Genomic DNA, 12,770 nt, shown 5'->3' with positions numbered 1-12,770 from the left:
TAGGTCATCTTGGGCTCAACAGCATAGTTGTTAAGAGTTCCGTTGTCGAGTTGAGTAGTGTACATAGGGCGTTACCTCTGCGTTGTTACTTGTCTATGTTAAATAATGTAACAGTAATTTTAAGAATTGTAAAGAAAAATTGACAAAAATATTTTTGATGCTGTCTATAAGCAACGCTAATCAAGGATTCCCAGTGTTTTTGTTGACGGTTAATAATTTAAATGCGATCTCAGATGATAGGAGAAACCAAGGTTATTTAGGAGCTACAAAAAAAGTTAAAATATTACGATCCTAAATCTGTCCCCTTATATTGGCTTCCTTAATTGCGTAACTAAGCTGTTCTCAGCGCAACTATCGGGTCGAGCTTGGCCGCAGTTCTAGCCGGAATCACACCAAAGAATAAACCGATCGCCCCAGACACTGTTACGGCAACAATAATGGCTAGAGGAGAAATTGTCGCCGACAAAGGAGAAATTAGGCCCACAACCAGAATGGTGGCAACCCCCACCCCCGTACCGATCGCGCCGCCAAGGACAGATAAAATTGTTGCTTCAATCAAAAACTGTTGCAAAATCTCTCCTGATTTTGCGCCGACTGCTTTGCGTAAACCAATTTCTTGGGTGCGTTCGGTAACCGAAACCAACATGATATTCATGACGCCAATCCCTCCTACCAAGAGGGAAATCCCTGCGATCGCAGCTAAAAGAACAGTCAAGCCATTGGTCACTGTGCCAATCACATCAAGGATATCTTTTTGGGTTCGTACCGTAAAATCATCTTTGCCAATAATCTTATGACGCAGACGTAAAAGATTTTCAATTTGAAATTTGGCCGCTCGGATACTATTTTGATTGCGAGCAGTGATAGCAATAAAACTGACCGCTGTCCCATAGGGCGAATCATTGCCCACGATCTGGTTGGCCATCGTTGTCAGGGGAATATAAACATTCGTATCTTGGTTTGTCCCCAGAAAAGATCCCTTGGCCTCCATTACCCCAATGACTTCAAAACTAATATCTTTAATCCGAATTTGTTTGCCAATCGGCTCTTGTTGGGGAAATAATTTAGTAGCAATCTCAGGGCCTAAAACCGCAACTCTTTGATTACGTTGCAGATCAATATTGGTAATAAATCTTCCCGTGGTCACCGCAAAACTTCTCACCGTCAAAAACTCTGGGGTAGCACCTACGATCAACTCGCTAGAGTTGCGATCTCGATAGGTAATCAGGCGATTAGAATTAATTTGCGGTGCTACTTCTGTCACCGTTGGCACTTGGGTTGCGATCGCCTCGGCATCTTTGAGAACTAAAGTTTTGGGTAACTCAAAACTGGTACGTCGGCCTTCTTCAGACCCAGGCACAACAAACAAGACATTCGGCCCTAAGGATTCAAACTGCTGCTGCGCTAATTTTTGAGCGCCCTGCCCAATTCCTACCATCCCAATAACAGAAGCATTTCCGATCACAATCCCTAGCATTGTTAGACTACTACGCATTTTGTTAGCAGCTAAAGTTGTAACTGCCATTTTGAAGCTTTCTAAAAAAATCATAAAGATTAACCCCCCATCCGTAATGTTTGCGCTAGTTAAAATTCTGGGAAAGCCTTAGCCTGTGACGGTTTACCAACTGGAATATTATCGAATATTTCACCTGTGTATCCCATGATTATAGGAAATGTGGAAGTGATGTGAGGAGCAGACGTTGAAACCGAAACAGATTATTAATGTTGCTAATAGATTAATTACGGCCTTCATGTTGCTCATCGCCGTAATCGTTCTGCAAAATGCCAGCTCAGAAAATACGAATCAAGTGCGGGAAATTAGGATCGAGAAAGAAGAAAACAAAATTATCAATTTATATAGCAATTCTTACCCCGCAGAAAAAAAATCTCTGTTTTAAGGAAGGGAAGGTTTGTGGCAAGAATAGAATCTAATACATCCTTCTCATGCCAAAGAGTCAATTCCCAATCCTTAAATTAAACAAATACTACAAAGCAGCAACTTCGATGTCTACAGTAGCAGTCACTTCGGGATGAAGCTTAACTTCAACCTGATAATCTCCAGTAATACTAATATCTGGGACGTCAATACCTCTTTTATCCACATCCAACATGGCTTTTTCTTTGATTAGATCTGCCACTTCTTGAGCTGTTACTGTACCAAAAATAGCATTAGCCTCTCCGACCTGCTTACGAATGACCAAGCGTCCAATGGTTTTGAGTGCGGTTTTTCTATCTTCAGCCTCTTGTTTTTCTGCTAATTTACGTAGTCTTTCTTTTTCTCTTCGTTGTTCAACCTGTTTGATGATTCCTGGGGTAGCAATATTTGCTAAGCCTTTAGGTAGTAAATAATTTCGGGCAAACCCAGGAGCGACTTCTACCAAGTCACCATTTTTGCCCAATTTAGAAATGCTTTCATTTAAAACTACAGGAACACGCTTTGCCATATCTTCTCCTATGGGTATCTATTTATAATACTCTCGCTATATTTTTAGTATCCAGAACTTCTAATTCTATCAGTTTGCAATCAAGATTGAAATATCATCTCATAGACATTTTCTAAAGGAGAGCTTTTGACATAATCCATAAGATATAGACTTGTGTCGAATAAGAGTCAACACAAGTCCATTAAAAATCTAGGCAACTATTGCAGAGTTCCCTTCGATGGGATAGCCAACTGCCTTCCATCCAGCTAAGCCACCTATAAGTTCAGACAGATTTTGGTATCCAGCTTCACGAAGTTTAGCCACCGCTAAAGCAGTCTCCTCATTAGTCGAGCCATAAACATAGATATCACGAATTAATTCAAAATTAGACAAAGCGCGATCAACTAATTCGTCCATTGGCAGGGAAACTGCTCCTGTAATATGGCTAACGTTAAACGCCTCTCTGGTTCTGACATCGATAATAGTCAGAGCTGGTTCTCCCCAGTCGAGGCGTTCTTTCAAGTCATAAGCGCGAGACTGAGACTTTAATGGTGCAGGGATGGGGATCAAATTAAGAAAATTACTCATGATTTTTTTTAATAGGATTAGTTAGTTCAACTTATTTTCTGTATTGTAACGATTTTTTAAGATAAAATGTAGTTTTGTGAAGAATGCCTGACATATCTTCACTTTTGATGGGCGTACTAATACTAAATTAATATTTTCATTAGGAAAATTGGCAAAAACAAACAGCCATCCAAGCCAATGTTGTAAATATTCCTTGGAGTGTTGGGACTTAAAGTCCAAATAAAAATTAAATTAACTGCTAGTGTAGGCAAGATTACTTCCAATGCAGGAGTGTTTAATCCTTTTGCCCAAAAATAGCTCAGAAACACTAACAAGCAGAGATTAAGACTAGTCCAGATGAGCCGATTTCCTGTCACTCCAACAATTAGAGCTAAAGTGGATACTCCTTTATCCTGATCAGATTCGAGATCGCGAACATCAAATAGATGGGAGTTAGTACCTGTAAAAATTAGTAGAAATAGAGTAGTTAGTAATACTGATCGACCAAACATAATATCGGCATAAGCTATCGGAACAGCAACTAACCCATAGGTAACAATTCCGGAAACAATCCAAGCTTTAGAACCAGGAATGTCTTTGAGACGGTACCATCGCCAATCTTGATCTCCGGCCCAGGGCACTAGAGGCATCCCGTAAATTAGAGGGAAGAGTCCGCCACAACTAACAAGTTGAACTTGAGTGGGAGCTTGATATAGTAGTAGTCCTACGGCTAATGCTGTAACCAAGACAAAAAGCTTAAAACTAGGTTGAAGAGTATAAGATTGAGCCTTGGGGTCGGGAATTGGTTGATTGTAGGAATCTAAAAGACGATCTAGATTGTAAAAAAGCAGTGCAGTTGTAAAAATGAGGGCTATTGCCCGCCAGTTGTGAGGCAGTCCAAGAGTTGTTTGCACAAAGTAAGCTAGAGAGGCCACTCCAGCAGCAGTCCAGATGCTAGGGTAGATGAATATTTCTAAGAAACGTTGGTAGAACCACTGCGCGATCGCGAACGGCTTATTTCGAGGTAATAACATTCTAAGTAATAGGTAATAGTTAATAGGTAAAGCCTTAAGAACTAAGGGATTACTCCTTACTCATGAAGAACAACTTTTGGCAGAGGAGGAGATTGCTCCGATACAATTTCCGAATCCAGATAACTTTGGCGAGAATGCCAGAACCAGGCCCAGAGTCCCACTAGCAGATTAGACAAACAAGTTGCGCCGAAAATACCGAAAATGCCGAATAATTGACTGCCCAAATAAGCTAGAGGAATATATAACAGCAGCAGTCTGAAAAGAGACATTCCCAAAGCTAATAATGGTTTACCTAGACCGTTCAAAGCAGAACTGGCAGTAAAGACAATTCCCAATGCACCATAACTAATGGGTACAAGGGTCAGATAAATACTGGCACTTCTTACAACCTCAGAATCGTTATCGAACAAAGCTGCAATCTCAGGTGCGGTTGTTCCTAATAAAACAGTGATCAATCCACCCCAAACTAAACAAAAGAAGAAGCTGAGTTCCAGCGATCGCCTGACTCTTCCGTATTTTTGAGCACCCCAATTTTGACCCACAAAAGGGCCAATACTAGCAGAAATCGCCAAAGGTACAATCAGAGCCATTGCTTCGAGCCGTGATGCTAAACCAAAACCGGCAACGGCTTCGGTTCCATACTGTGCCATCAAGCTGGTAGCAAAACTTACAGATAGAGGAGAAATTAAGTTGGTTGCCACCGCGGGTAACCCGACAGACATCAAACTGCGCCAGCTTGTGATTAGGACGTTCAGGCTAGGCAGGGTAAAGAGTAGCAATCTCTCTCGAAAGTGAAGAAACCCTAGAGAAGCAGCCAAGATGCCAATACGAGAAAATACTGTTGCGATCGCAGCTCCCTGGAGTCCTAAAGCAGGAACAGGCCCCCACCCAAAGATGAGTATCGGGTCAACTAATATATTAATTGCAGCGGCCAACGTCATAATAAGACTGGGAACAACCGTGTTGCCACAGGCTCGTAATGCACTATTGCCAACTAAAGGTACAACGAGAAAAACCATCCCTAAATACCAAATGCTCATGTAGTCCCGAATTAAAGGCAGCAGTTCAGGTTGTGCTCCGAGGTTCGAAAATAAGGGATCTATTGTCATTAAACCGAGAGAAGAGAGAATCCCGACCACGGCTATAGATAACAGAAGACTATCTGTGGTCAACCGCTGAACTCGCAGACGATCTCCTTGACCAATCACTCTGGCCACAACAGAAGAAACACCTGTCCCTAAACCCATAGCAATGCTTGATAAAACGCTAACCACGGGAAAAGTAAAACTGATTGCTGCTAGTTCTTGAGTTCCTAGTTGCGCCACGAAATAGGTATCCGCAAGACTAAAAGCTAATACTGATAAAACGCCCCAGACCATTGGCAACGATAGCTTGAGTAGTTGAGTTGAAACTTTACCTTCGGTGAGTTGGGACTTCATTGGGTTTGCTTAATTAGTTTTTGCAGTGGCGCTAGGAGCGCTTAAATTTTTATGGTGAAGTGTTATATTATTCGACTTAGCAAAATTTAAGTTAATCGCGAGGAAAGGTTTTAGGTGTTGGGTGTTAGGTATTAGGGGAATCCCGAAAAACTATAAATTCAGCAGTGATAGACATAAAAATGCTTTATCTCTAAAGTATCCTCGGGTCTAAATCAAAAGATGACTCTTTTGAACCTAAAACCTACAACCTAAAACCGAATACCAGTCCTGACTAGACCATAAACTGCCAAGTCGTGTATGTAAAGTATTGTAACTTTATATGAAAAAATACTGCAATAACTTGACTCAGAGACTAGGAGCTTTTCTGTTCCCTGTTCCCTGTTCCCTATTAGTAAGCCAAAGCTTGACCCGCCGATTTTCGACTGTCATTGACTGCTTCGATTAAACCTGTATCGAGATCAATGGCAATTGATTCTGCTGCACCGTAACGAATAAAAGATTTGACGGTATAGCCTCGTAATTCTAAATCTTGGATAACCTCAGCAGAAATTGCCTCAGGCTCAGCAATAATGCGATCGGGAAGACCTTGATAATGGAAACGAGGACTATTAACGGCTGTGCTGATATCCTTTTCGTAATCGATCGCGTTGGTAATTACCTGCAACACAGTGGTCGGAATAGTCGAGCCCCCAGGGCTTCCTGTCACTAAAACCACCCGATTATCTTTTGTCACTATGGTGGGAGACATGGAACTTAGGGGTCGTTTACCAGGCTCGATTTTATTAGTTGCTCCTTGTCGCAAACCGAATTGATTTGGTTTTCCTGGCTTGCTCGTAAAATCATCCATTTCATTGTTGAGGAGAAAACCTGTGCCTGGAGCAATTACTCCCGCACCAAAATAAGAATTGATGGTGTAGGTAACGGCTACAGCATTGCCCTGTTTATCGATTACGGAATAATGGGTCGTGTTTGTTCCTTCCGGTTCTAGCGCTGGATAAACTGATTCGGGTGCGATCGCTTTATCTTCAGGAATTTTCGCTCTTAGAAAATTCGCATGAGCAGAAGATAAAAGTTTTTCTAGAGGATTATCGACAAAATCAGGATCTCCCAAAAACTGATTGCGATCGCTAAAAGCTAGCAACATAGAAGATAAAATCGGATGCAAACTCTGGGGCGTTTTCCAGCCCAAATTCTGCAAATCGTAACCAGATAGAATATTCAACATCTGACATAGAGTTGTTCCCCCTCCAGGAGGAGGTGAAGAAGTTACTTGATATCCTCGATAATTGCAACTTACAGGGGCGTATTCACTAACTTGATAATTGGCAAAATCTTCCAGACTGAGAATTCCTTGATTCTTATTACTGGCAGTTACAATTTTTTGCGCGATTGAACCTTGATAAAAAGCGTCGTTACCCTCTTGGGCAATTAGTTTGAGGCTCTCGGCTAAATCGGACTGAACCAGAATATCTCCTGCTTGATAAACTTGATCATTTCCTTTGAGAAATATTTCGGCAACATTGGGTTCTAATAATCTCCGCTTGCCCGCTTGGAAAATATCGATATCTCCTTGCTGGAGGACAAAACCTTTTTCGGCCAGTGCGATCGCAGGTGTAATAATCTTTTCTAAATCCCAAGTTCCATATTTAGCCAAAGCGTAATTCAATCCTTTAACCGTTCCAGGAACACCGACAGCTAAATAACCTTTTGTGCTCAATCCTTTAACGATTTCACCCTTGGGATCAAGATACATATCCGCGGTGGCAGCTAAGGGTGCAGTTTCGCGAAAATTAATAAAAGTCTCGGTGCCATCTGCTAGATGAATCAGCATAAAACCACCACCACCAATATTTCCACAACAAGGATCACTAACGGCCAAGGCATAACCAATAGCTACAGCGGCATCGATCGCATTGCCTCCTGTCGTGAGGACTTCTAATCCAATTTGAGAAGCTTCTTTCTGAGTTGAAACAACCGCGCCATTATAGCCAGATGCTTTTATTTCGGTGGATTCAGCATTAGCTACTTGGCAAACCCTAAGGGGAGACGAGAGACATTCCCACCAATTAGTAATTTGACTAGGAAATAAATTGAAACTACTAAAAACGCCAATTCCGAGAATTACTCCTATGCTCAACAGGAATAATTTATATCTGGGTTTTTTTCTGGCCATGGGAACCACCGAGAAATTGTCTTTTCGATTCGCTAGCTTATCACTAATCAGGCAGTGTAGTCGTTCTTTGATTTGATTGGCAAAATAACTTCAACATAGTCTAAAGATTAACCTCTGTTAGCGATTAGCGAAGTTGGGACTATATTGTTGATCTAAATCAAAGAGGTCGAGATTTTGCGATTGCCATAAAGTATTATTTTTGTGTCGTGATTACTTTGCTAAGCGATCGCGTGGCACCTCACTTTGCGCGATCGCGTCATGCTTTGGAGATTCGTCAAAATAGCGATCGTATCGTATTTCGAATAATTCTAAATTATGAAACGAGATCAAGTGTTAGCGATTATTCTCGACAAAATAGTTTCAAACTTTTAACATGAAATTATCAAATAATTTATTAAAAATATAATGCTTAGTTTAAGTGACATTCATCCTCTTTCAGAATTTCAAAGAGGTGCTAAAGCTTTTCTCGCAAGGCTAAAAGAAACGAAAGCACCAATGGTTCTTACTGTGAATGGCAAAGCTGCCGCAGTTGTTCAGGATGCTGAAAGTTATCAGCAGCTTATTGAGAGGATGGAGTTGCTTGAGTCTATTGTCGGTATCCGCAAGAGTATTGAGGAGTTCGATCAAGGGCAAGGGATGGCTTTAAAGGAAGCCTGGAAGCAGCTTCAAGCAAAATATGACCTACCAGATTGAAATCTCTCCTACTGCGGTGGCAGATATAGAAAGTATTTTTCTTTGGATAAGAGAGGATTCCCCAGAAAGAGCTTATCGCTGGGTAAGAGAATGTTATGAAATTATGTTGACTCTAGAAAATTTTCCCAGGCGTTGCTCACTGGCTATCGAAAGTAAGTATCTGGAAATAGAAGTTCGTCAACTTCTGTATAAAAAGCAATTCCATATTTTATTTACTGTGAGTGAAGGCGTCGAGGAACAGGAAGGAATTGTCCGTATTCATCGCGTCCGCCGTGGTTCTCAACAAAGGCTCCAAAGTATAGAGCAACTTTTGGGTGATCATGAAACAGAAAGTTAAAACACCGTCATTGCTTTATCTTGTATTTTGCGCTGTCGCAATTCGAGCAATTGTGGATATGAAACGAGATCAATTCTTATAGGATAACCTTAACTGTACTGCCTAGATTGGGCTCACTAGTGATTATAATCTGACCTTGGTGTAAATCAACTGCTCTTTTGACGATCGCTAAACCCAGGCCGCTGCCAGGAATATCGTTTACATTATTTCCTCGATAAAAGGATTCGAAGATATGTTTTTGCGTTTCTGGAGAAATACCAATACCGCGATCGCGAATCTCGATGATAACCTGGTCTTTGCTTTGAGATATTGTGAAATCTACGATGCTTTTGGTCGGCGAATATTTCAGAGCATTGCATAAAATATTAGTGAGAATATGCCAGAGAAGCTTTTCATCACCGGAAAAATTAGACAAGTCACCTTCAAGTGTTAAATCAACCTTTCTGTCAGGATATGTCAAAGAAATTTCGTGAATTATTTGTTGTGAAAACTCTGCTAAATTGAATTTTTCAGGCTTAAAAGATTGTTTGCCAGCTTCTTGTCTGCTAATCAACAAAACATCTTCTAACAAAGAATTCATATTAAGAGCAGCTTTCTGGATGAATTTCACATAAAAATTAAAATCTTCTGTGGAAATATTATTTTGGGAATCTGCTAAGGCATCAGCACTGATTAGAATACTACTCAGGGGATTACGAAATTCATGGGAAGCCATCGAAATGAAACGAGATTTTAGCTGAGTTAGCTCTTTCTCTTTTTCTAATGCTTGACGAATTTCGGCTTCCGCTTGCTTACGAATTGTAATATCGCGACCAATATAAACGCAATTGAGCACGTCTTTAACCTCTGTGGGGACTACGAAACAATTAAATTCAATTTCGACTAATTCTCCTTGAGCCTTTTCGCAGGTAAATTCGTATTTTACAAGTGTATTATTTTCTTTTAGTAGAGAACGATAAATCTGCGTAAAATCAAACTTGGGATCATTAACTACAAAACTCAAATGATTACCAACAAAATCGGATTTGCCATAACCCAAAATTGTTTTGGCGGCTCTGTTGACTCGCTCAATAATTCCCGAAGCGTTGGTTATAATTAGTAGCTCTCCCATAGAACCGATAATTCTATTGGTGCAGTTTTCAAATCTTTTGAGAGAACTTAGGGCTAATTCTGCTTCGTTTACTTTTTGCATCAAAGACTGCTTGAGTACCATCAATTCGGTGACATCTTTGCAGAGTAAAACTAGATAATTTTCAATTTTTTCTAGATAAATATCAAAGTAAATTACCTGATTATCTGCTTGGTTTCTGGCGATCGCCTTTAAAGTAAAGTTGTCTTGCTGTTGGTTATAGATCAACTCGCAAGTTGCTTCTAAGCCGATAAGCTCTGGAAAGCTCAGACGAATATCTTGGCCTGGTTTTATTTTCTCTGGGAGAGCAGCATATTTTGACACCGCAGTTGAGGAGTCTATGATTTGGAAGTTGCGATCAATAATCACATATTCTTGATTATTAACTATATGTATTTGGTTCACGGAACAGGGAAAGGAGTAATGGGCAATCGGGTAGTGAGTAATGGGTAAGTGCGAAACCACACCGCAATATATTGTTATCCTAATTAATCATTGTTGTTATGCTGATTTATCATTGTAAATTTATGATCAACTATATACGACAAGCCGATAGACTAATAGTTACGACCTATGCCGTATTTTCGTAACGAATAGCTTTTAACTCAAAAAATGGATAATAGATTTGCTAATATGTTTAACTTGACAGAGGATCATGCGATCGCTTTGTTGAAGAAACCCCTAGAAGAATTAAAAGATAAATCCGAACGCTACGTCGCTGCATCCCATCTCATAAACTTTCCCACCGAAAGAAGTATCAACGCACTGATTGAAACGATAGAAGATACCAATCCAGATATGTTTCATCGAATTGCCCGACGCAAAGCAGTCGAAAGTTTGGGGCGGTTAAACGCTAAAGAGGCTTTGCCAATCATTCAAAAATGCCTCGAAGATGAGGATAACTATACGGTAGAAAATGCGGTTTGGGCAATTGGTCAAATTGGGACAGAAGATGATGAGGTCCTATCTGCGATCGCGAATTTATTGGATAGGCCAGGACAAAGCTATCGTTTGATTATTCAAACCCTAGCCAAATTCCAATATCAGCCAGCATTAGAAACAATTAAACCATTTCGTGACTCGGAAGATGAAACGATCGCAAGCTCCGCGATCACCACTGTAGCTCGTTTAACCCAAGACTATAGTGAGATGAACAAAGTAGTCGCATTTTTGCAGCATACAAATGTTAATGCTCGCAGATTATCGATTCAAGATTTAATCGATGCCAACTATTATCAAGCAATTCCTGCTCTTACCAAAGCTCCTGTCTCTGTAGCTTTTCGCCTCAGAGGATTGCGATTATTAGCTCAAAGCGCGATCGCCTCGGGAAATATGACTTTTGCAGAGGTCGAGCCTTATTTAGACACTGTAATCCGCGATCGCCCTCAAGACTTGGAAATGGTTCACGAATATGATCAAAACCCTGCTTGGGAATTTTTATTACGAGAACTCTATCAAACCGACTTTGGACGTTGTTATTTGGGAACTTACACGATCTTACAAGAACATTCAACAACAGCTCCTGAAGCCTTAATCGCCAATTACCATCAAGAAGGCCGCAGTGATTATGGTGCGCATTATCATATAGTCAAAATCTTGGGTTGGCTTAAATATCAACCTGGGAAAGAAGTTATCATTGAAGCCTTACAAAATACGCAACCGCAATTTCAAAAATCTCGGGCAGCAGCAGCACTGGCTCTGGGGGAATTGGGTGCGATCGATACGATTCCTTTATTAAAAGAGGCGCTGACAACTTCTATTTTTGATTTAAAATATGCAGCTTTATTAGCATTAGAAAAATTAGGAGATAATACAGGAGCGTCGTTAATAGCAGAAGATCCCGATTTATTGCTTCGCTCTAAGGCACAGTCGATACTTTAGCTAGATTTAGTGAAATTTCGCAAAAAAATAGAGGGGGAACTAAATCCTCCTCTTGGTATTTCGGCTTTTTCTTAGCTTCGATATTTTGATTTTGTTGAAGCTTTTTCCTCAGTAGCTTCTCTCGTTTTTTTAGCTGTCTGGCTCTAGCCGTACCGCCTTTGCCTTTATGGTTACGTCCTCTTTTTCGGGGAGACTCCCAACTTTTTAGTCTTTCGACCACGGTTTTACCTCTTATTTAATTGTCCTGTTTACATTATACTGCAATTTATTCTGGTGATAATGCGATCTCTTTTTATGAAGTTAGTTCGACGAATTTTCCTTTTGATTAAATTTCCCAAGTTGAACAACGAAGTAATAGGCTTTTCCCTAGATCTCCAAATCCCTAAGTCCCTATTCAGAACTAGTAAATTTTGTACTCATCGAACTCAGTTTTATGAAGGATGTTCGACATTTATTGGATGGACAAACTCAACAAACTTACGGTTGAACTTAATAACGATTCAAGAGTGACTTAATCAATGATCCTGAGACTCGAAATGTAGTCTTCTGAAGGCGATTCATTACTGAAGGAAAATCTACTAGATTTTGTTTGGCAGCCTCATCTAGAATTCCAAGTAAGCCAGTTACTCTTAAGCCGCGAGATCGAGCAATCTTTCTTCCCAAAGCTTCATCAAGGGAGCATCCCACTTTTTCACCCTCTTGATTTTTTGAATTTTGTCAAGCGTGTAAAAACCTTGAAAAACAAGCCTTTCAGGCAATAAGTATAATTACTTAATTGCATAAGTGGGATGCTCCCCTTCATCAATGATTACTAACTGTCGGTTCGCTGATTTGGGAAAGGAATAAGGAATAAATTGAGCGAATGATGAGATTAGGGGGTTGACGGAACAAGGAGTATTGCCGTTAGATGACATCGAAAGCGAATTGAAAGCTCGAAGATGTTAATATCCCAGCAATTCCAAATTCGAAAGTAACAGGGGATACAGAACTAGGCTTACGGTAGCGCAGCAAGATAGAAAAAAGTCAGAAATCAAGAGTGAGCTAATTTATGGAAGTCAAAGCGCTTAGTTTCACAGTGCTTTTAGGATATATAG

At 40.4% G+C, this 12,770-nt stretch carries 14 protein-coding genes; 5 read left to right on the top strand and 9 right to left on the bottom strand.

The annotated features are described in order from the left end of the window. Positions 1 to 331: 331 nt before the first annotated feature. Positions 332 to 1,549 (bottom strand): ABC transporter permease, encoded by a 1,218-nt coding sequence (locus XEN7305_RS01920; protein WP_006507634.1) that lies wholly within the window; start codon positions 1,547 to 1,549, stop codon positions 332 to 334. A 151-nt stretch (positions 1,550 to 1,700) separates the two neighbouring features. On the opposite strand from XEN7305_RS01920, the gene XEN7305_RS01915 reads away from it, so the two are divergent. After that, on the top strand, positions 1,701 to 1,898 hold the full coding sequence (locus XEN7305_RS01915; protein ID WP_040896454.1) for a hypothetical protein: 198 nt from the start codon (positions 1,701 to 1,703) through the stop codon (positions 1,896 to 1,898). 87 nt (positions 1,899 to 1,985) lie between these two features. Here XEN7305_RS01915 and rplI read toward each other — a convergent pair whose 3' ends face one another. The 5 genes from rplI to ggt form a co-directional block, all read right to left on the bottom strand. Further along, on the bottom strand, positions 1,986 to 2,444 hold the full coding sequence (gene rplI, locus XEN7305_RS01910) for a 50S ribosomal protein L9 (protein WP_006507633.1): 459 nt from the start codon (positions 2,442 to 2,444) through the stop codon (positions 1,986 to 1,988). A gap of 189 nt (positions 2,445 to 2,633) precedes the next feature. Further along, a complete protein-coding gene (locus XEN7305_RS01905; RefSeq protein WP_006507632.1) occupies positions 2,634 to 3,011 on the bottom strand; it encodes a rhodanese-like domain-containing protein in 378 nt (125 codons plus the stop codon). Positions 3,012 to 3,133: 122 nt separating this feature from the next. After that, the gene (locus tag XEN7305_RS01900) at positions 3,134 to 4,024 is read right to left on the bottom strand and encodes a hypothetical protein (protein WP_006507631.1); all 891 of its coding nucleotides are present in this window, start codon (positions 4,022 to 4,024) and stop codon (positions 3,134 to 3,136) included. 56 nt (positions 4,025 to 4,080) lie between these two features. After that, entirely contained in the window at positions 4,081 to 5,463 is a 1,383-nt protein-coding gene (locus tag XEN7305_RS01895; RefSeq protein WP_006507630.1) for an MATE family efflux transporter, read from the bottom strand. Positions 5,464 to 5,851: 388 nt separating this feature from the next. Continuing rightward, positions 5,852 to 7,636 (bottom strand): gamma-glutamyltransferase, encoded by a 1,785-nt coding sequence (ggt, locus tag XEN7305_RS01890; RefSeq protein WP_006507629.1) that lies wholly within the window; start codon positions 7,634 to 7,636, stop codon positions 5,852 to 5,854. 206 nt (positions 7,637 to 7,842) lie between these two features. On the opposite strand from ggt, the gene XEN7305_RS28830 reads away from it, so the two are divergent. Genes XEN7305_RS28830 through XEN7305_RS01880 form a run of 3 tightly spaced genes read left to right on the top strand, consistent with a single transcriptional unit; the run spans position 7,843 to position 8,666 of the window. Beyond that, the gene (locus tag XEN7305_RS28830; protein ID WP_158500369.1) at positions 7,843 to 8,013 is read left to right on the top strand and encodes a hypothetical protein; all 171 of its coding nucleotides are present in this window, start codon (positions 7,843 to 7,845) and stop codon (positions 8,011 to 8,013) included. 28 nt (positions 8,014 to 8,041) lie between these two features. Beyond that, positions 8,042 to 8,329: a type II toxin-antitoxin system Phd/YefM family antitoxin gene (locus XEN7305_RS01885; protein WP_006507628.1), complete on the top strand. Its 288-nt coding sequence runs from the start codon at positions 8,042 to 8,044 to the stop codon at positions 8,327 to 8,329. Further along, positions 8,313 to 8,666 carry a type II toxin-antitoxin system RelE/ParE family toxin gene (locus tag XEN7305_RS01880; RefSeq protein ID WP_006507627.1) on the top strand — a complete coding sequence of 118 codons (354 nt, stop codon included), beginning with the start codon at positions 8,313 to 8,315 and terminating at the stop codon, positions 8,664 to 8,666. The genes XEN7305_RS01885 and XEN7305_RS01880 overlap by 17 nt, the downstream gene beginning before the upstream one ends. Positions 8,667 to 8,742: 76 nt before the next feature. On the opposite strand, the gene XEN7305_RS01875 is transcribed toward XEN7305_RS01880, so the two are convergent. Continuing rightward, a complete protein-coding gene (locus tag XEN7305_RS01875; protein WP_040896453.1) occupies positions 8,743 to 10,200 on the bottom strand; it encodes a PAS domain-containing sensor histidine kinase in 1,458 nt (485 codons plus the stop codon). Between the two features lie 207 nt (positions 10,201 to 10,407). On the opposite strand from XEN7305_RS01875, the gene XEN7305_RS01870 reads away from it, so the two are divergent. Then, entirely contained in the window at positions 10,408 to 11,676 is a 1,269-nt protein-coding gene (locus XEN7305_RS01870) for a HEAT repeat domain-containing protein (RefSeq protein ID WP_006507625.1), read from the top strand. Here the strand turns inward: XEN7305_RS01870 and XEN7305_RS01865 are convergent. Both XEN7305_RS01865 and XEN7305_RS30230 read right to left on the bottom strand, forming a co-directional pair. After that, on the bottom strand, positions 11,654 to 11,896 hold the full coding sequence (locus XEN7305_RS01865) for a hypothetical protein (protein ID WP_006507624.1): 243 nt from the start codon (positions 11,894 to 11,896) through the stop codon (positions 11,654 to 11,656). The genes XEN7305_RS01870 and XEN7305_RS01865 overlap by 23 nt on opposite strands. 269 nt (positions 11,897 to 12,165) lie before the next feature. Continuing rightward, positions 12,166 to 12,363: a DUF3368 domain-containing protein gene (locus XEN7305_RS30230; RefSeq protein WP_006507623.1), complete on the bottom strand. Its 198-nt coding sequence runs from the start codon at positions 12,361 to 12,363 to the stop codon at positions 12,166 to 12,168. Between the last annotated feature and the right edge of the window lie 407 nt (positions 12,364 to 12,770).

The organism is Xenococcus sp. PCC 7305, from assembly GCF_000332055.1.
Lineage (GTDB): Bacteria > Cyanobacteriota > Cyanobacteriia > Cyanobacteriales > Xenococcaceae > Xenococcus.
Note: the sequence above shows the minus strand (reverse complement) of the source record. Positions and strands in the feature narration are given on the sequence as shown.